General features: G+C 32.3%; 18 protein-coding genes. 16 read left to right on the top strand and 2 right to left on the bottom strand.

What is annotated here, in order from left to right; all coding sequences use genetic code 11:
- Positions 1-186 precede the first annotated feature (186 nt).
- Positions 187-684, top strand: coding sequence for a DUF3284 domain-containing protein (locus J3477_RS03455; protein ID WP_206868171.1), 498 nt, complete (start codon positions 187-189; stop codon positions 682-684).
- Between the two features lie 59 nt (positions 685-743).
- On the opposite strand, the gene J3477_RS03450 is transcribed toward J3477_RS03455, so the two are convergent.
- On the bottom strand, positions 744-3,377 hold the full coding sequence (locus J3477_RS03450; RefSeq protein ID WP_206868170.1) for a PRD domain-containing protein: 2,634 nt from the start codon (positions 3,375-3,377) through the stop codon (positions 744-746).
- 227 nt (positions 3,378-3,604) lie between these two features.
- Here J3477_RS03450 and J3477_RS03445 point away from each other — a divergent pair, with 227 nt between their 5' ends.
- Positions 3,605-4,396 (top strand): flavodoxin family protein, encoded by a 792-nt coding sequence (locus tag J3477_RS03445; RefSeq protein WP_206868169.1) that lies wholly within the window; start codon positions 3,605-3,607, stop codon positions 4,394-4,396.
- A gap of 71 nt (positions 4,397-4,467) precedes the next feature.
- Here the strand turns inward: J3477_RS03445 and J3477_RS03440 are convergent, their stop codons facing one another.
- A complete protein-coding gene (locus J3477_RS03440; RefSeq protein WP_206868168.1) occupies positions 4,468-5,442 on the bottom strand; it encodes an alpha/beta hydrolase in 975 nt (324 codons plus the stop codon).
- Positions 5,443-5,715: 273 nt separating this feature from the next.
- Here J3477_RS03440 and J3477_RS03435 point away from each other — a divergent pair, with 273 nt between their 5' ends.
- The 14 genes from J3477_RS03435 (at position 5,716) to J3477_RS03375 (ending at position 18,971) form a co-directional block, all read left to right on the top strand.
- Positions 5,716-6,123, top strand: a complete 408-nt coding sequence (locus tag J3477_RS03435; RefSeq protein ID WP_206868167.1) for a MerR family transcriptional regulator — start codon at positions 5,716-5,718, stop codon at positions 6,121-6,123.
- Between the two features lie 227 nt (positions 6,124-6,350).
- The gene (locus J3477_RS26225; protein WP_284691972.1) at positions 6,351-6,485 is read left to right on the top strand and encodes a hypothetical protein; all 135 of its coding nucleotides are present in this window, start codon (positions 6,351-6,353) and stop codon (positions 6,483-6,485) included.
- Positions 6,486-6,767: 282 nt separating this feature from the next.
- Complete coding sequence (locus tag J3477_RS03430; RefSeq protein ID WP_206868166.1) at positions 6,768-7,148, top strand: MerR family transcriptional regulator; 381 nt, start codon at positions 6,768-6,770, stop codon at positions 7,146-7,148.
- 225 nt (positions 7,149-7,373) lie between these two features.
- Positions 7,374-7,889 (top strand): flavodoxin, encoded by a 516-nt coding sequence (locus J3477_RS03425; protein ID WP_206868165.1) that lies wholly within the window; start codon positions 7,374-7,376, stop codon positions 7,887-7,889.
- Positions 7,890-7,950: 61 nt separating this feature from the next.
- Positions 7,951-9,303 (top strand): MATE family efflux transporter, encoded by a 1,353-nt coding sequence (locus J3477_RS03420; RefSeq protein WP_206868164.1) that lies wholly within the window; start codon positions 7,951-7,953, stop codon positions 9,301-9,303.
- Between the two features lie 224 nt (positions 9,304-9,527).
- A complete protein-coding gene (locus J3477_RS03415; protein ID WP_206868163.1) occupies positions 9,528-10,064 on the top strand; it encodes a flavodoxin family protein in 537 nt (178 codons plus the stop codon).
- Between the two features lie 100 nt (positions 10,065-10,164).
- Entirely contained in the window at positions 10,165-10,353 is a 189-nt protein-coding gene (gene dmpI, locus J3477_RS03410) for a 4-oxalocrotonate tautomerase DmpI (RefSeq protein ID WP_206868162.1), read from the top strand.
- 341 nt (positions 10,354-10,694) lie between these two features.
- Entirely contained in the window at positions 10,695-11,576 is an 882-nt protein-coding gene (locus J3477_RS03405; protein WP_206868161.1) for a LysR family transcriptional regulator, read from the top strand.
- 148 nt (positions 11,577-11,724) lie between these two features.
- Positions 11,725-12,555, top strand: coding sequence for an MBL fold metallo-hydrolase (locus tag J3477_RS03400; RefSeq protein ID WP_206868160.1), 831 nt, complete (start codon positions 11,725-11,727; stop codon positions 12,553-12,555).
- A 35-nt stretch (positions 12,556-12,590) separates the two neighbouring features.
- Complete coding sequence (locus J3477_RS03395) at positions 12,591-12,935, top strand: MerR family transcriptional regulator (RefSeq protein ID WP_206868159.1); 345 nt, start codon at positions 12,591-12,593, stop codon at positions 12,933-12,935.
- A 65-nt stretch (positions 12,936-13,000) separates the two neighbouring features.
- Positions 13,001-14,326: an MATE family efflux transporter gene (locus J3477_RS03390; RefSeq protein WP_206868158.1), complete on the top strand. Its 1,326-nt coding sequence runs from the start codon at positions 13,001-13,003 to the stop codon at positions 14,324-14,326.
- A 50-nt stretch (positions 14,327-14,376) separates the two neighbouring features.
- Positions 14,377-15,273, top strand: coding sequence for a MurR/RpiR family transcriptional regulator (locus J3477_RS03385; protein ID WP_206868157.1), 897 nt, complete (start codon positions 14,377-14,379; stop codon positions 15,271-15,273).
- A gap of 371 nt (positions 15,274-15,644) precedes the next feature.
- Entirely contained in the window at positions 15,645-17,516 is a 1,872-nt protein-coding gene (locus tag J3477_RS03380; protein WP_206868156.1) for a beta-glucoside-specific PTS transporter subunit IIABC, read from the top strand.
- Positions 17,517-17,540: 24 nt separating this feature from the next.
- Positions 17,541-18,971 carry a 6-phospho-beta-glucosidase gene (locus J3477_RS03375; RefSeq protein ID WP_206868155.1) on the top strand — a complete coding sequence of 477 codons (1,431 nt, stop codon included), beginning with the start codon at positions 17,541-17,543 and terminating at the stop codon, positions 18,969-18,971.
- Positions 18,972-19,400 lie beyond the last annotated feature (429 nt).

Below are 19,400 nucleotides of genomic sequence, written 5' to 3'. Positions count from 1 at the left end.
TAAATTTAAATTACTTTTTTTATGTAGTGTATAATTGTGTTATTTATAAAGTATACTTTTTTACATTTTTATGATTTTATAAAAATGTTACATTTAGTATCAATGTAGGGATAGACAACTCTAAATTTAAGATTATTTTTATATTTTGTTGTATTTATTTTCCAAATGCTATGTTATAATGTGTCCATGAAACTAACAAGAATATTAAAAATAACTGAAAAAGACTTTTATGATTTTCTTGAAAACGATCTCTTATCTAATATTAATCAATGCAATGGTAAAGAATTAAGCGTGGAAGATATCAAGAAAGGACTGAAGTATTCAAAATATGATAACAACGCCCATACTCGCATTGATATATCAATATTAGAGTATAAAAGAGGAGAGCTTTACAAGTCAAAAATCAAAACATTTATGGACACAATAACTATTTCCTATGAAACTGAAGTAGTGGAGGAAGGCTTAAAAATCATATTTAATCAACATATCGAAAGCTTTGAAAAAGAGAAACACAATAAATTGATGAGAATGTTCAGTGAGGGAGTTTACTTTGGAAGAATGACAGATACTCTCTATGATATCCAAAAAAAGATCCTAAGTAGTAAACAGGGGATTACAGAACCTTTTACCCCACAGCCAGTAGGGCATAAACATCTAAAGAAACTATTTTCTAAAGAAATCTAATAAGGTTCAATAAATGAAAAACGCCTCCTGTTTATGGTACAGGAGGCGTTTTTCTGATATTATACCTTCTTTATAATCATGATGATAGTTGTGATCTCATTATCATCTATAATAATCTTGAAGGTTTTTTCCAAAGGTTTTAGGATTTTAACAATAGATTGATAATCCTCTTTAAATACTGAAATTATCTTACTTCTGTCATTATTATTGGCCACTGACTTGCCATCTAATAGTCTTTCTACTAGGCAAGCTAGATGCATAAATAGTCCAACTCTTTGATCTTCAGTAAATTGATAGAGCATACTGAATTCATCGATAATATTTGGTAATACAGTCTTGAGTTTAGATATAGATGTATATTTAAACTGCTCACCTAAGTATTTATATACATCGTTGTAATCTACGGAACGAGAATTCACAGGTTCAAACATCAGGATACGATCTAAATCTTCTCTAGAACTTTCAAAAACTTTTTGTATAGAAATGAAGGGAATACCAAATAGTTTCGGATCGTATGCGCCAACAAAACTATGAATGTTATAGGTTTTTTGAAGCACTAAAACTTCTTTTAAAAGCTCATTACGGGAGGATATTGCAAGTGCTATGGTTTTCATTCCTAATTTTGAATACTGATCGATGTAGAGTTTTAACTGGGCTGCACCTCCTTCTCCTGTATGACAGAGAGTGACAATAATATTGTTATGCTTTTCTACATTTTTCTTCATATTGTTAATTTCGAGATTTGCCATATGATAGACATAATCTATGTCACTTTCCATAGAACATTTTCTTGCAACGTCAATGCCAATCAAAGTTATAGGCATATTTATATATCTAATCTTCACATCTATTTCTTCTGAGATAGTTTCAAGCATTGTTTTTATGGACCCCATATCATATATGACAACAACACCTTTACCACGGTCTATTTTTTCAATAAGTGTTTTAATTTCCTCCATAGCTTGTCTTGTTCTGATATCCAGGGCTAAATCATAGCTGTATGCATTATGGCAATGAGTTAAGCTATTTGTAACATCCTTTAATGAGTAAGCGGTCTGGCTACCATGCATGATATAAAGCAATACAGGGTGATCTTCTTCGTTATTTTCATCAGATTCAATTAAAAACATTGCAATCAAAACAACCTCATGGATTGGCAGATTCAAGTCAAGCCTTTCTTTTAAGACCGTTGCAAACTGTACACTTGCAGCATATTCCTCTGGATAATCTTGAACAATCTTAACAATCTGATTATTGTCCACCCGTTGCTCAGAAATATTTAAGGTTAAGAGTGAATTGATATGTAGGCAAAGTCCGTAAAATACATTAGATTTATAATTTATTCCAAGCTCTTTTTTTCTAGCATTCAAAAAATAACTAACTATATCGATGATCCTTGGGTCTACAATTTTAGAAAGCTGATCTAAATTTTTTGAATCGCCAAAACCATTATGATAACCATACTTTTTAAATAGATTACGAATATGAGTACTCATAACGTTTTCAATGCTACTATCAGTAATTCCAAGATTAGATAACTCATCATACTGTTTTTTTATTTCAGAATACATGTCAACTGTAGAGTGAGAATTGTAATATCCTTGATCAGCAATATTTTTATCATAAATAATAGATTCTCTTTTACCTATTAGTGTATCAATTTCATTATCATAGCCCTTTAGATTTAATAGACTCTTTTTAATTTGTCCTTTAAAATCATTAACACATACACAAATAGCTTGTTCAGACTCATTTACCACTCGAACATAAGCATTTGCACAGGCTGCCTTTATATCAAGTTCTAGCCCTTTAACATTATAATTAAAATCAGATAATAATAATGCTTTTATTGATTCTGCAGTGGCTTCAATTGAACGATCTGAGTTTGAGGCTTCAACTTGAAAAAAATGATTAATAAGCTCGAACCGTTCCTCCATAGAACGATCTTTTAATTCTGGCAGCTCTATGGTAACGGGGATGATACGATTAATTTGTAAACCGCTTTGTGGAGAGCAGGCCAGTACTAGAAATAAATCATTACAATCCAAGGCTTCCGATTTATCTTCTGAATATATCTTACCTGAATCCAAGAATCTAAAGAGAGAGCTTTGCTGCTTTGCATCTAATAAATCTACATTGTCAATAAAGAGCATACCGCCTTGTGATCTTGCAAAACAACTTCTGTTTAAATTACCTTGAGTTCCAAAGAGTTCATCATTTAATACAGAAACATTTTTAGAGTAATGACGACAATCAATTTTTATATAAGGAGCAGCTTTAGATAAAATCCCCATTTCTTTAGCAAATTCGAATATTAAAGAAGCAAAATAAGTTGTTCCACATCCGGTTTTAGAAGAAAGTAAGACATTTAAGCTAGAGCGGGGATAAAGAATAGCAGCTTGTGCTAATTGAACAGCATTTCTTAAACTACCATTATATCCAATCAATTGAGTAAAGCAGGATTTTTCTGTACTAGGATGAATTTGTTCAGGAAGTTTATAATAAACAGGTCTTGTTGTTGTTTTATTTAGCCTTCCTTCTTTCACCAACTCGTTCAATAAAGCACTTACATTAGAACGATGTAATCCTAAAGCATCTGCAATTGTTTTCGTTTCTAAGCCATTTTTATTTTCATTCTTACTATAGATCTCTTGCTGTATGAATTCGTATACAGTTTCTTTTATGTTTTTCAACTTTTTATCCCCCTTACTGTCATCGTTATTGTGTTTCTGTATATTTTTATAAGTATACAGAATACAAAAAATACCATACACTAATTATAAAATTAAATTTATAAATTTACAATAACTGGTTGGTTGCAGTTGTAGTAAAAAGTAATTAAATTATGTGTTACGCATATTTATATAAAAGAGTTGGTTATTTATGTGTGGTTAAAGATTATTTATTCTAGGGGGCTATTATGAAAATAATATCATTAGTCAGTAGCTATAGAACAAATGGCAATACAAGCAGAATTGCTGAATTGATAGAAAATTATCTTTTATCAATTGCTAAAACTAAGAGGATAGATCTAGAGATTGAAAGAGTACAAATAGGTCATTGTAACATAAATACATGCCGTGGTTGCAGAGTTTGCTTTGATAAAGGAGAAGAGCTGTGTCCACTGAAGGATGACTTACTGTCAATTAGGGACAAAATACGTGAAGCAGATGGAATATTAGCAGCAAGTCCAGTGTATGTAGAAGATGTGAATGGTATAATGAAAAACTGGCTAGACCGAATGGCCTTTAATTGCCATAGACCTGCTTATGCCGGTAAGGTAGCATATATTGTGACTACTTCAGGTGCAGGTGCATCAAATCATACGATAAATACAATAAAAAATGCATTTACAACCTGGGGTATTAGTATTGCAGGACAGAAAAAATTTCGAACTGGGGGACTTATGGACTTTATCGAAATGCAAGCTAAATACGGCAGTGATTGTAAAAATATAGCAAGTACTTTGTTTGATACTATGAAAAGAAATTTGGTTATTAAGCCTTCATTATATTCACTTATTGCATTCAAAATCCAACAATTAAGCTGGCAAAAGAGTAGCAGGTCTCATGATAACATTGACTATAAATATTGGCAAAAGAACAGATGGCTGGAAAAAGACTGTAATTATTACTTGCCAAATAATACAAATGTGCTGAAAATAAAATTTGCGCGTATGATTGGAAGTATTCTTGCAATGTTTTTGATATAGGCTCTGTAAGGTTGAAAAACAGCTCGAATAATTGTTCAAGCTGTTTTTAGATTATAGTTTTATAAACCACTTCAATTCTCCGTATCTTGCTTTGCAAAATAATTGTCTTTCGCATATTTAAAAGAATTAACAAGGAATTCATGGGCTTTTTTAGTTACCTCAGCTTTAGGACATATCTGATCAAAGCCATGATAACATCCATTGAAAATTTCAAAATGAACAGGTATTCCAGCATTTTTTAAGTTTTCTACATATTGAATGGTTTCATCTCTGAAAGGTTCTAGGTTTCCCACAAAGGTTGCTGTTGGTGGAAGATTGCTATAATCTTCTGACCTTGCAGCAGCGGCATAATATGGAACATTTTCTGTACCAAAAAGACTACCTAGATATAGCTTCCAACCAAGAAAGTTAGATTTAGAGTTCCAAACTGGTGCATCATTGTCCTTTGCAGATTCACTTGTCATCTTGTCATCAATCATTGGGTACAAGGGCATTTGAAAGGCAATATTTACCTCTTTCTTATCCCTAGCATATAAAGTAAGCGCTGCAGTTAGTCCTCCTCCAGCACTGTCTCCTCCGACCATTAGCTGATCTGAACGAATACCTAGTTTTTTTGCATGGTTCTTCATCCATAAAAGTGCTTCATAACTATCCTCCAAAGCAGCGGGATAAGGAGCTTCAATAGATAGCCTGTAATCAGGAGCTATAACAATACAATCACTGACCTCTATAAACTTTTTAGCATATAACTTAGATACCTCAGGAGCTCCAAGCGCATAACCTCCTCCATGTAACCATAGAACACCAGGAACATTTTCTTTAAAAGTTAGAGGTTTAAATATGCAAATACGCAGTCTTGAGCCATCTTTTCGGACAATATATTCTTCTGAGAATTGTATAGTCTTATCTTTTACTTTCATTTTGCTTTTACGGCTCAATTTATGCATGAAGCGTAATCCTGATTCAGTATAAGTATTATTAAGAAGCTTAAACAATCTTCCAGTATTCTTCAAGTCTTTATCGATTGAACTAAATTTTACTTTCATCTTTTCGTCCTCCATAACTATAAGCATAGTAAGAAATTAGATGTAAAATTAGACAAGGTGTTGTATATTATATTAGATTACATTAGAATTTAATTCAATAACCTTTTGTAATGAATAGAAAAGCTTGAATAAAATAACTGTGAAGTAAATTGTAGATAAAACATGATATAAAAAGTTGTGTAGAAAAAAAGTAGATAATATTTCTCTGGAAATATTTAGAAAAATATATTTGAAGCATTATCATTTCAACATAAGAATAAGGAGGAATATCATATGAATATCAAAGAGGTTGCCCAAAGAACAGGAGTATCTATAGATAATCTGCGCTATTATGAGCGTATTGGATTAATACCACCTATAAAAAGGACTAAGGGTGGTATACGAGAATATGATGAAAGAGCAATTCATTGGGTGGAATTAGTTTTGAATTTTAAAAAGGCGGGAGCGTCACTTGAACTTATTAAAGAATATCTCCAGCTTGCAAATGAAGGAGAAGCAACAAAGGAAGATAGAAGAGGTATTCTTTTTGAAATAAGGGATAATATTGAGGAGCAAATGCAAGAATTAGAAAAGTGTTCGGATATAATAAAGTATAAAATTGAAAATTATGATGATTTGTGTGACCCTGTGACAACAGAAATCATAGGAGAATGGAAATCCGCAGAAAATAGACATAAATAGTATAACCAAAAGTAAATGTAAATTTCAATAAAGCCGGTAGAACAAGAAGTTACTTGTTTTACTGGCTTTAACTAATTCTATTTAAATGAAGTTTAAACATGAATTTAATCTTGCATTCACGAATTTACCTTTTCATTTTACAGACAAGGGATCAAAAAAACTTGACTTGGAGTTAACTCCAAGTGATAAACTAAGTCTCAAGAAACTAGATCAGCGTGAGGTTAATTATGATAAATATAATTTTATTTTGTGTTGCTGAAAATACAGCAAGGGTACTAGCAGAAAAAATGGAACAAGAAGCAGAAGCAAGAGGCTTAGATATATATATTAAAATATTTTTAGAGAGGCAAATAGAAAAATAAGCTGATGAAGTAGATGTAGTTTTAATTGGACCAGAGGTAGCATATATTCTCCCAAATGTTAAGGAAATATATGAACCTGAAGGAGTACCGGTAGTTGTAGTATCAGCAGTAGACTTTAGTATTGTAAATGGAGAAAAGGTTTTAAATTTTGCCTTAGATCTACTTGAGGAAAAAGAAATACATTGTTAATTAGTAGATAAAAAATGCTTTAGAGTTTAATATAATTGTCTTGGAGCTAGCTCCGAGATCTATAATTATTTAGATATTAGGAGGTACAAAAATATGACCATTGCAGAAGTAAGTGCAAAGTTTGACCTATCACAGGATACGCTCCGTTACTATGAACGTATAGGATTGATTCCTCCTGTGAATCGCAGTAAAAGTAAGAGTAGAGATTATACAGAAGAAGACTGTAGATGGGTTGAATTTATTAAATGCATGAGAAGTTCAGGGCTTCCAATAGAAGCCTTAATTGAATATGTTACCCTATTCCAAGAAGGAGACGAGACTGCTGAAGCAAGAAAAGAACTTTTAATTGAACAGCGTGACAATCTTGTATCAAAGATGGAAGAAATGAAGAGTACAGTAGAACGTTTAAATGGCAAGATTGCCAGATATGAGGAAACAATAGGAAAGAAAGAAAAAGGATTAAAAAGATCTTAAGTTTGTAGTAGCAGGGACAGCTTAAACGGCGTGTAGTGGTTTAGGCTGTCTCTTGCTTTGTTGATAATATTATTCATAAAGAAAATTGTCATTATACATGAATTTAACCTTGCACTCACGAATTTACCTTTTCATTTTACAAGAGCGGCAATAAAAAACTATTGACTTGGAGTTAGCTCCAAGGAGTAGGGTAATAATAAGAGATCAAGAAAGAGGGGACTAAAAATGAGTGGAAAATCTTTAATAGCCTATTTTACAAGAGAAGGCAATAACTATGTGAGTGGCAATATTGTAAATTTACCTATAGGCAACACAGAAGTGGCAGCGAAAATGCTTCGAAAAATAACAGAAGCGGATTTGTTTCGTATAGAAGCGGTGAATCCTTATACTGAGGATTATACAGAATGTACAGAAGTAGCTAAGAGAGAGCTACAGCAAAATGCAAGACCAGATCTAACCGGTATGGTTGATGACATGGATTCTTATGATGTAATATTCCTAGGATATCCTAACTGGTGGGGGACTTTTCCTATGCCTGTATTTACCTTTCTAGAAACCTATGATCTATCTGGAAAGAAAATCATTCCCTTCTGTACTCATGAAGGAAGTGGCATGGGACGTAGTGAAAGCGATATTAAGAAGCTTTGTCCAGGTGCCAAAGTAGAAAAAGGTCTTTCTATTAAAGGAAGTAGTGTTAAGGGAGCAGAAAAAGAAATTTCTAAATGGGCTCAAAAGTACTGAACTTCAATGCGCTTATTTAACTTTTTTAAGTAAAAAAACAAGAGAAAATGGAGTAGATGAAATGGAAGCAGCTTTAGAAAAGAAACGTTTTTTTTCAAATCATGACTTAGTTACGTTGTTTTTACCGCTAATAATAGAGCAGGGACTTGAATATACCGTTGGAATGGCAGCTTCTATGATGGTGGCACAAGTTGGAGAGTCAGCTGTATCCGGGGTGTCATTAGTAGATTTTATTATGGCGCTAATCATTAGTATATTTGCAGCATTAGCAACAGGGGGAGCAGTAATTGCGGGACAGTATCTTGGGCGCAAAGATAATGTAAAAGCAACAAAAGCAGCAAATCAACTAGTCAAATGTTCATTATTGTTATCAGTTGTAATAACTGTATTACTATATATTTTTAAACCGCTGATTCTAAATCATTTATTTGGAGCTATTACAAAAGAGGTATCAGATGCAGCAGATCATTATTTTATGATAGTAGCCATATCAGTTCCGTTTTTAGCTTTATATAATTCTGGTGCAGCGATATTCCGTACTATAGGCAATTCTAAGTTACCAATGAAAATTATGATTGTTATGAATATTATAAATGTGGCAGGAAATGCATTATTAGTGTCAGGGTTTCATATGGGTGTGACAGGTGTTGCAATTCCAACATTAGTTTCAAGGATTGGTGCAGCGGTGATTATTCTTTTTATGGCACATAAAAATGATTGCGAGCTTAGAATTTCCAAGTTTTTAGCTGAAAAATTTGATAAGGCGATGATAAAAAGAATTTTAAATATCGGAGCACCTTTCGGTTTTGAGAATGGGATGTTTTATCTCGGAAGACTGATTGTATTAAGTATTGTTTCAATGTTTGGAACAGCATCAATAGCAGCTAACTCTGTTGCAGGAACTATTGTTATGTTCGAAGTGCTGCCGGGTATGGCAATGAACTTGGGGCTTTCTGTTATTATATCAAGATGTGTGGGAGCTGGAGATTTTGAACAGGCAAAGTACTATAAGAAAAAAGTGAGAACTATCATCCATTTAGGATTTATTATTAGTTCTGTGATAGTATTACTTTTAATGCCAATGATTATGCATGTTTATAATCTTTCGGCAGATGCTACATCCATGACATGGAAGATAGTTATTGCACATGCAGTTTTGATGATTTTAATATGGCCATCTGGTTATATGCTTCCTATTGTATTCAGAGGAGCTGGGGATGCAAAATTCCCAATGGTTGTGAGCATTTTATCTATGATTTTTTGCAGAATTGCCTTGTCTTATGTATTTGCAATAGGATTTCATATGGGAATGCTAGGTACTTGGGTCGCTATGTTTGTAGATTGGATTATAAAATCAATGATTTTTGAATTTCATTATAAAAATGATAAATGGACAAAGTTTAAATCTATTTAAAGATGAACCACTTTGATCCGAAATCTATTTTTAAAACTCTCACGGGTTCTGAGAGGAGAATTTGAAAATATAAATTTAATTATGAAGTGATTCATCTATATAATATACATTTTACGAAGTTTTTCAAAAATAGTATTGACCTTAACTTGACTTAAGGGTCTATAGTCAATATGTCAGGAAACCTGATGTATAAAAAATACTGTTTGAGAAGGAGATAAATAGCTATGAAAATAACAGTAATAACAGGAAGTCCAAATAGGAAAGGTACCACTGCTTTATTGGCAGAAAAATTCATTGAAGGAGCTATAGAAGCTGGACATGATGTATATCGTTTTGATGCAGCTTTTGAGAATGTTAAACCCTGTGTCTCATGTGGATATTGTGCAACCCATGATTCTCAATGTGTTCACAAGGATTCCATGAGCAAACTTATTGATAAGTTATTTGAATCAGATGTGGTGGTATTTGTAACTCCGATCTATTATTTCACTATGTCTGCACAAATAAAAGCAGTTATAGACCGTTTCCATGCTAGCAATGACAAGCTATCAGGAAATAAAAAAGCCATGCTTTTTGCAGCTGCCTATGGGATTGATGATGGCACCATGGAAGGACTCCAAAAAACCTATGAAGCCATTTTACGTTATCTGAATTGGAAAGATGCAGGCATGTTGTTAGCAAAAGGATGTCCAGCAAGAGAAGTAATCGAAACTACAGATTATCCAAAGTTAGCATATGAGATGGGAAAATCCATAGTATAGCAAGGTAAGGAGGTACTTTTTTGACTATTATTATTTTTACTATGTGTTTATAATATTGAAAACAACAGAAAATATTATATTGAGAAAAGGAGATGAGATTATGCCAGTAATCACATTAGAAGCTGGAAAACTAAATAAAGAACAGAAAAGTCAGTTGGTTAAGGAGTTTACAAATACTGCTTCAAAAATTATGAATGTACCAGAGCAGGCATTTATCGTATTAATTAAGGAAAATGAACCGGAAAATATTGGGGTAGGTGGGCAGCTATTAGCTAAAAGAAACCACTAATTTTGTACAATTATCATGAATAGTTTTTCTAATATGCATTTAGAAGGTCAGAGATGCAAAAAAGTAGTTGAATAAGGTCGCTTCAGCTACTTTTTTATTGTCTTATATATTTAGTATAAAGATATATTTCTGTAATGAATTAAAAAAGTATACTCCTATATGCTTCACATAGTTCTCTAAAAGTAAAAAGTGCAAGCAACATTTAAGTTCTTTGTAACATTCTTGTTATTTTATATAAAAAGATAGCCATAATAGAATTAAGACAAAAATATGGATTATAATTAAATTTGATAATAAAAAATTCAAGTTGGCAGAAAAAATAAATGTATGGAGAAACAGAGATGGAGATACGAGTACTAAGATATTTTTTAACAGTTGCGAGGGAAGAAAGCATTACTAAAGCCGCAGAAATACTACATATTACTCAGCCAACCTTATCTCGTCAATTGATGCAGCTGGAAGAAGAATTAAGAGTTCAGTTATTTATAAGAGGAAAGTCTAAGATAACTCTTACGGATGAAGGAATGCTACTAAGAAGAAGAGCTGAAGAAATTGTGGATTTAGCTGATAGGACTGAAAGGGAGTTCATTGAACAGGATGATCTCATTGGCGGTGAAATATTTATAGGTGCTGGTGAAACTCATGCCATGCATGTTCTTGTAGGTATAATTAAGAAGTTTAACAAAGAGTATCCGCAAGTAAAATATAATCTATATAGTGGTAATGCAGATGATATTAAGGAAAGAATTGATAAAGGACTTATAGATATCGGTTTATTGACGGAGCCAGTTAATATTGAAAAATATGATTTTATTAGGCTTCCCAATAAGGAAACATGGGGAGTTCTCGTGCCAAAAGACAGTACTTTGGCTGAAAAGGAGTATATAAAACCGGAAGACCTTACTAATATGTCAATTATTAATACTAAGCGTTCTATAGTTCAAAATGAAATTGAAAACTGGTTTGGTGCACAATATGAAAAACTCAACATCATTGCAACTTATAACCTTATTTATAATGCTGCAATTATGGTTGAAGAAGGACTAGGATATGCCATATGTTTCGACAAATTAGTTAATATAAATGATGAAACCAATCTGTGCTTTAAACCTTTCTATCCTAAATTGGAAACAGGAACGGTTATAGTATGGAAAAAGCACCAAGTATTTTCAGCAGCAACAACAAAATTTATTGAAAAGATTGTAAATGCTTTAAAAGCATAATTGAAGATGTAAAATAGGTATTAGTCATGCCTGATTGTATAAGGTAAGATGTAGGTAACCAAAAGGGAACCTACATTTTTTTTATTTTATATGGAAATATAAAAATTTAAATATAGTTAAGTTTTGAAAGTAAAGCGAGGGGAAATACATGAATAAATTAGAAAAGAAAAATCAAGCTCATGCACCGAAAACACAAACATTTGGAGCAGAAGCATTTTCTTCGTCAGATAAAACTATTATTCGCTGGCTAGGAAATGCAGGAACATTTATTAACAGTAAAGGAACTTGTATTATGATTGATCCTCTTTTAGAAGGGTTCGATTTGCCGCTGCTTATAGACATGCCAATTTTACCTGAAAATGTGCCTCATTTAGATGGGGTATTTGTGACTCATTGCGATAATGATCATTTTAGTAGAGTTACTTGTAAGAAGCTTGCTAATGTATGTAAAGAATATCATGCTCCACATTATGTATCTGAATTAATGAAAGAAGAAGAATTGCATGGATTTGGACATGATATTGGAGAAATTTTTGAAGTAGGAACTATAAAAATTACTTTAACACCTGCGGATCATGCATGGCAAAATGAAAAAAAGAAATATACTCGAGTGTTTAAATTTGAAGACTATTGCGGCTTTTGGTTAGAAACTTCAGACGGCACTATATGGATTCCTGGTGATTCCAGACTACTACCTGAACATTTAGAAATGCCAGTTCCAGATGCTATCATCTTTGATTTTTCTGATAATTCATGGCATATTGGACTTCAAGGAGCGGTTAAACTGGCAAATGCTTATCCTAACACACCATTATTACTTTCTCATTGGGGGAGTGTAGATGCTCCAAATATGGATGCATTCAATGCTGATCCAGATGATTTATATGGACTTGTTGAAAATCCAGAACGAATTCATGTGCTTGCACCTGGTGAGGCTTTTACTCTTCGTAGATTAAATAAAATTGAAAAATCATATTGAAATAGGGCTTTATATTTTTGAATGGAGGTAGAACATTGAAGATCAAAGATGTGAGCAACAACTTTAACATTTCTGTGTCTGCATTAAGATATTATGAAAAAATAGGATTATTTGATCATGTGAAAAGAATCAATGGAGTTAGAGAATATGAGGACAAAGATATTAGGCATCTTAGCATGATTATTACCTTGAAAAATGCAGGACTTAGTAATGAATCTATATTGAAGTATATGGAATTATCAAAGCAAGGAGAAAACTCAAATGAGGAAATAATCTTTATATTGAAGCAGCAGAGGAAGAAACTATTAGATGAAATACATCATAAACATAAGAATTTAGATTCTTTGGATTATCTAATATACAAGATAAAGACTAATTAATAATGAGGTAATAAAATGGCAAAAATATTATATTTAATGAGACATTGTGAAAGCTGAGGTGTTATATGTTTTCAAATAAAGCACTTAAAAAATTAATTATTCCTCTATTTTTGGACCAAATTCTCATTATCATCGTCAGTATAATTGGGACAATGATGGTCTCTTATGCAGGCGAAGCGGCGGTTTCTGGAGTATCCTTGGTAGACATGATAAATATGCTACTCATAAATGTGCTTGCCGCACTTGCTACTGGTGGAGCCGTGATAGTTTCCCAGTATATTGGACGTAAACAAAAAGAGAAAGCTTGTCTTGCTGCAAGTCAGTTAATTACTATTACTACAGTGATTTCTACTGGAATCATGCTGATTGCCCTTCTACTCAATAAACCACTTCTATCTATTCTTTTTGGCAGAGTGGACAAGGATGTTATGACAGCTGCCATCATTTATTTTGTTATTTCAGGATTATCCTATCCTTTTTTGGCTATATATAATTCCTGTGCTGCATTATTCCGATCAATGGGTAATTCACGTATTCCTATGACTATTTCCATTGTTATGAATGTAACTAATGTAGCTTTAAATGCAATTGGTATCTTCGTATTTCATGCTGGTGTTAGGGGAATTGCCATTTCTGCGCTTATAGCAAGAGGAATTGCTGCAGTTATTATGATGTACCTATCCTTAAATAAAAACAATGAGATATTTATTCGGTTCTCTGAGATTTTTTCCTGGCAGGGAAGCATGATAAAAAGAATTCTAAATATTGCTATTCCTAATGGATTAGAAAACGGAATTGTTCAACTAGGCCGTGTTCTCCTTGTTAGCATTATTTCGCTTTTTGGTACAGCTCAAATTGCTGCAAATGGAATAACCAACAGCTTGGTTGGCATTGCAATAAGTTTTGCCACAGCAATGAATCTTGCAATAGTAACTGTAGTTGGTCAATGTGTGGGAGCAGGGGACTATGAAAAAGCTGCTTACTACAATAAGAGACTCACAAAGATTAGTTATATAGGAACCTTGAGCATTAGCTTGGCTCAAATTGTACTGCTTCCTATGATTTTAAATTTATATACTCTGTCTTCAGAAGTTCATCATCTAACTTATATTCTTGTAATAATTCATAATTGCTTTGCAATCTTTTTATGGCCAGTTGCATTTACTCTTCCAAACGGACTCCGAGCTGCAGGAGATGTACGATTTACCATGATTGTTTCTATTGGTTCTATGTTTGTTTTGCGCCTAGCCCTTGGTTATGTCCTTGGTATTGTGTTTAATATGGGGGTTATAGGCATTTGGCTTGCCATGGGCTTTGATTGGCTGCTTCGTTCTATTATATATATTGTTAGATTTAAGAGTGGCAGGTGGAAAGAGTTTAAGGTTATTTAACTTATCTAAATTGATAATTAATTGCTGTTAATAGTTATAGGAGGAGTTTTATGTATTTATTTCAAAAGATTGAAGAGATTAAAATGCAAAATAATACAACTAATAAGATTATTGGTGAATTTGTATTAAGAGAAAAAAATAAACTAAATGATTACTCAATGCAAGAAATTGCAGATTTGACATACACATCAAAAGCCACATTGGTAAGATTCGCAAAGACACTAGGTTTTTCAGGGTGGAAAGAATTTATGAAGTCCTTTATAGAAGAATCTTTTTATGAGAAAACCCATTATTCTGATATTAGTCCTAATCTTCCATTTGTTAAGACTGATTCAATGAAAGAAATAATAAGAAAATTAAGTAGTTTGCAAGTTGAAAGTATTTTAGATACTGCTGATTTAATGGATATGAAAATATTAGAACGAGCAGTGGAGATTTTATTGTCTTCAAATCGTATCGTATTATTCGGATATAGTCCTAGTATTTATATTGAAGAGTTATTTAGAAGAAAAATGATGTCTATTGGAAGATTAGTAGAGGTTGCCCCAATTGGAGAAGGTGGAATGATGTCTGCTACACTTAAAGAAAATGATTGTGCAATAATCATTTCATATTCAGGAAATAACAAAGAGCGTGAGCCAATGAGTTTTATAAAGAATTTAAAAGAAAATAAAGTTTCACTAATTGGGATTACAAGTGGTGGAGATAACTATATGAGAGAGAAAATCCACTGCATATTAACGATATCTTCTCGTGAACGTCTTTATAGCAAAATCGCTGGTTATACCACGGAAGAATCCATCATGCACATCCTAAATATTTTATATTCTTGTTATTTTGCACGAAACTATCAAGAAAATCTTAATTATAAAATACAAAATTCAAGAGAACTAGAACAGGCTAGAATTGCTTGCCTTAATAATATGAAGGAAAATACACAGGAATAACAAAGATAAGATTTATTATAAATCTAATAAATAAACAAAACACTTGTTTTACCATCAATATATTATTGAAAACATCATTAGAAGAGATACAATAAATTTTTATTTGCAATATAAATTGTTTCAGAATATTTCATGTTTTTATCACTGCATATCTTTAAAATAAAACGTTGTTGCGAGTTTTAGCATAAACGTTGAATACGTTTTTTTCTGTGATAATATAAGCTTATCAAATGAAACGGTTACATTTTTTGAGAGATAAAATTTATAATTCAACAGGCATTTATTATAGAGTTTTGAAAAATAACATTTAAGTAAAATTATTTCTAGAACTTGTAATCGTTATAAAAATAAAAGAAAAGGAGCAGTTATTGATGAGTAAAAAATATGAGAAATTAGCAAATGAAATACTAGCCTATATTGGTGGAACTGCAAATATTGATGATGTGTATCATTGCCAAACAAGATTAAGATTTAAGTTAAAGGACGAGAGTAAAGCAAATAAAGAAGCACTAGAAAAATTAGATGGTGTTGCAAAAGTTATCATTAATGGAGGAGTGTTTCAGGTAGTAATTGGGCCACATGTAAAATCTGTTTTTGAAGAAATTGAAAAAAATGTGGAACCTAAAAGTGGAAAAACAGAAAAGATAGAAGCTAAAATAAATGAAAAAAAGAGTATATTAGGAAGTGTGGTTGACTTTGTTACAGGAGCCTTCCAGCCTATTATACCAGCTTTATCTGGAGCAGGTATGATAAAAGCATTACTTGCATTGTTGGTTGTTTTTAATTTGATATCTAAGACATCACAGACTTATACTATTTTGAACTTTTTTGCAGATGGAGTTTTCTATTTCTTACCGATTCTTTTAGCTTTTACAGAAGCACAAAAGTTAAAATGCAATCCAATACTAGCAGTATCAGTGGCATGTATTATGCTTCATCCAACCTGGGGAGCACTAGTAGCTAAGAAAGAAGCAGTTAATTTCTTTGGGGTGATACCATTTACATTAACTACATACACATCCAGTGTAATACCAATTATATTGGTTGTACTAGTGCAGTCATATGTAGAAAAATGGCTTGAAAAGTATATTCCTGAAGCTGTAAAGTTGGTATTTGTGCCAATGTTAACTTTTTTAATTATGGGAACATTAGCTTTATCAATCCTTGGACCAATAGGAAGTGTTTTAGGTAATTATTTAGCAGTATTCTTTACTTTTTTAAGTACAAACGCAAGTTGGGCACCAGCAGTTATAATCGGTACTTTCTTACCTATTATGGTTATGTTCGGTATACATAATGGGGTTGCACCATTGGGAGTTATGCAGATGTCGAATTTAGGATATGATAGTATTTTTGGACCTGGAGCACTTTGTTCTAATATTGCACAAGGTACAGCTGCTTTTGTAGTAAGTTTAAGAACTAAAGATTCGAAAACAAAGGAGCTTGCAACTACAGCTGGAATTACTGGCTTAATGGGTATTACAGAGCCAGCTTTATATGGAGTAAATCTTCCTAAAAAATATCCGTTAATTGCATCAATGATAGGTGGTGGCTTTGGAGGGTTATATGCAGGATTAACTCATACACATCGCTTTGCCACTGGATCTTCTGGATTACCAGCAGTATTACTTTATATTGGTGATAACACAATGCAATTTTTATATAATATTATAATCGCATTAGTGATTTCATGTGTTGTTACAGCAGTATTAACATATATTTTAAGCCTTAAATATGAAAAAATAAATGAAACAATCGAAGAAACAGCAGAAATAAAGACTGAAGTTAAAAATTCAACTATTACTAGCCCATTAAAAGGAAAGGTTGTTCCATTAAGTGAAGTTAAAGATGAAGCTTTTGCTTCAGAAGCTATGGGCAAAGGAATTGCAATTGAACCTAGTGAGGGAAAAGTAGTTTCTCCTTTCAATGGGAAAGTTGTTTCGCTATTTCCAACAAAACATGCAATAGGGTTATTATCAGATGATGGAGTGGAGATGCTTATACATGTAGGTTTAAATACAGTTGATCTAAAAGGAAAGTATTTTGAAGCTCATGTTAAACAAGACCAAAATATTATTAAAGGACAAACTTTATTAACCTTCAATTTAGAAAAAATAAGAGAAGAAGGGTATGTAACTCAAGTTCCAATTATAATTACTAATACACATGAGTACTCTGAGGTAGTTAGTAATTGCAGTGGAGATATTGATTATAGTGATGAATTGTTAGCTTTAAAAATATAAATATTTATTTAGGAGTGGATTTTAATGACATTAAGAAATGACTTTCTCTGGGGGGGAGCAACAGCTGCAAACCAATGTGAAGGTGGATATTTAGAAGGAAATAAGGGGTTATCTACAGTTGATGTTATCCCAGCAGGAAAAGATCGTGTGGCTGTAATGAGAGGAAAGATGAAAATGCTGGAGTGTGATGAAGAGCATTATTATCCAAGTCACGAAGCAATAGATTTTTATCATCATTATAAAGAAGATATAGCGCTATTTGCAGAAATGGGATTTAAGTGTTTTAGACTGTCTATCGCATGGACACGAATCTTTCCTAATGGAGATGATATAATACCAAATGAAGAAGGATTAAAATTTTATGACGCTGTCTTTGATGAATGTTTAAAATATGGGATAGAACCTTTAGTAACTATAACTCATTTTGATGTTCCAATGAATTTAGTCAATACAATTGGTTCTTGGAGAAGCCGAAAGATGATAGATCATTACGAAAGATTGTGTGAAACACTTTTCACTCGTTATAAAGATAAAGTAAAGTATTGGCTTACATTTAATGAAATAAATATGATATTACATCTTTCATTCGGAAGCTCAGGTCTAGTATTTGAAGAAGGTGAAAATGAAGAATCTATCAAGTATCAGGCAGCACATCATCAATTAGTTGCAAGTGCAAAAGCAACTGAAATAGCACATAAAATAGATCCCAAATTTAAGATAGGGTGTATGTTAGCAGGTGCTAATACTTATCCATATACTTGTGCTCCTGAAGATGTTTGGAAGGCAATGAATAGAGATAGGGAACATTACTTTTTTATTGATGTACAGGCTCGAGGGGAATATCCTAATTATGCAAAAAAGATGTTTGAAAAAATGAATATAAATTTAAAAATAGAAGATGGTGATGAAGAACTTTTAAAAAATAATACAGTTGATTTTATCTCATTTAGCTATTATGGTTCACGTCTAACAAGTGCTGATCCAGAAGTAAATACAAAGCAGACAGCGGCCAATTTGTTTCCAACCCTACGAAATCCATATTTAAAAGTAAGTGAATGGGGATGGCAGATTGATTCTCTTGGTCTTAGAATAACATTAAATTCACTATATGACCGTTATCAAAAACCATTATTTATTGTAGAAAATGGATTGGGTGCTGTAGATATCCCTAATGAAAATGTAAATATTGAAGATGATTACAGAATTGAATATTTAAGAGAACATATAAAGGCTATGAAGGATGCAGTAACTGAAGATGGAGTAGAACTAATGGGATATACGCCTTGGGGCTGTATAGACTTAGTAAGTTCATCTACTGGAGAGATGAAAAAACGTTATGGCTTTATATATGTGGACAAGGATGATGAAGGTAGAGGTATATTAAAACGTAGCAAGAAAAAGAGTTTTTATTGGTATAAAAAAGTTATCGAAACAAATGGAGAAGATTTAGAATAGTAAAATTTACATTCAAATAACTTTATATTATTATACCAATTTCAGTAATAAGGAAGTCATAATTATACTAAAAGCACATAAACAGATAAAGCAGTCTGATTATGTGCTCTTTTGACTTAATAATAAATGACTTAAAGGCATGAATTGAAATGTAAAATAGGTATTAGATATATTTAATTGATTAAGATAAGATGTAAGTAATCTAAAGGTAAATCCTTTAATCCTATGATTATTTCTATGAATTTTCTAATATGCCGCTTCGGAAATATAGATTCTATAGTGAATTTGTGCATCCATAATAATGAAATATTTCTTATTAAAATACTTTACACCTGCAAGCCAAATAAGGGATTGCTAAAGTGGCTAAAATTTCTTGACTTCGTGTTACACGAAGGTGATAAAGTAAATTTATCACAGTTTTCAAGAAAG

It is taken from the genome of Clostridium zeae, from assembly GCF_017312485.1.
Taxonomy (GTDB): Bacteria; Bacillota; Clostridia; order Clostridiales; family Clostridiaceae; genus Clostridium_AR; species Clostridium_AR zeae.
Note: the sequence above shows the minus strand (reverse complement) of the source record. Positions and strands in the feature narration are given on the sequence as shown.

Excerpts from the sequence above, each read along its gene's own strand:
- J3477_RS03455 (WP_206868171.1), top strand. The coding sequence starts at position 187 with ATGAAACTAACAAGAATATTAAAAATAACTGAAAAAGACTTTTATGAT.
- J3477_RS03445 (WP_206868169.1), top strand. The coding sequence starts at position 3,605 with ATGAAAATAATATCATTAGTCAGTAGCTATAGAACAAATGGCAATACA.
- J3477_RS03440 (WP_206868168.1), bottom strand. The coding sequence starts at position 5,442 with ATGAAAGTAAAATTTAGTTCAATCGATAAAGACTTGAAGAATACTGGA.
- J3477_RS03435 (WP_206868167.1), top strand. The coding sequence starts at position 5,716 with ATGAATATCAAAGAGGTTGCCCAAAGAACAGGAGTATCTATAGATAAT.
- J3477_RS26225 (WP_284691972.1), top strand. The coding sequence starts at position 6,351 with ATGATAAATATAATTTTATTTTGTGTTGCTGAAAATACAGCAAGGGTA.
- J3477_RS03430 (WP_206868166.1), top strand. The coding sequence starts at position 6,768 with ATGACCATTGCAGAAGTAAGTGCAAAGTTTGACCTATCACAGGATACG.
- J3477_RS03425 (WP_206868165.1), top strand. The coding sequence starts at position 7,374 with ATGAGTGGAAAATCTTTAATAGCCTATTTTACAAGAGAAGGCAATAAC.
- J3477_RS03420 (WP_206868164.1), top strand. The coding sequence starts at position 7,951 with ATGGAAGCAGCTTTAGAAAAGAAACGTTTTTTTTCAAATCATGACTTA.
- J3477_RS03415 (WP_206868163.1), top strand. The coding sequence starts at position 9,528 with ATGAAAATAACAGTAATAACAGGAAGTCCAAATAGGAAAGGTACCACT.
- dmpI (WP_206868162.1), top strand. The coding sequence starts at position 10,165 with ATGCCAGTAATCACATTAGAAGCTGGAAAACTAAATAAAGAACAGAAA.
- J3477_RS03405 (WP_206868161.1), top strand. The coding sequence starts at position 10,695 with ATGGAGATACGAGTACTAAGATATTTTTTAACAGTTGCGAGGGAAGAA.
- J3477_RS03400 (WP_206868160.1), top strand. The coding sequence starts at position 11,725 with ATGAATAAATTAGAAAAGAAAAATCAAGCTCATGCACCGAAAACACAA.
- J3477_RS03390 (WP_206868158.1), top strand. The coding sequence starts at position 13,001 with ATGTTTTCAAATAAAGCACTTAAAAAATTAATTATTCCTCTATTTTTG.
- J3477_RS03385 (WP_206868157.1), top strand. The coding sequence starts at position 14,377 with ATGTATTTATTTCAAAAGATTGAAGAGATTAAAATGCAAAATAATACA.
- J3477_RS03380 (WP_206868156.1), top strand. The coding sequence starts at position 15,645 with ATGAGTAAAAAATATGAGAAATTAGCAAATGAAATACTAGCCTATATT.
- J3477_RS03375 (WP_206868155.1), top strand. The coding sequence starts at position 17,541 with ATGACATTAAGAAATGACTTTCTCTGGGGGGGAGCAACAGCTGCAAAC.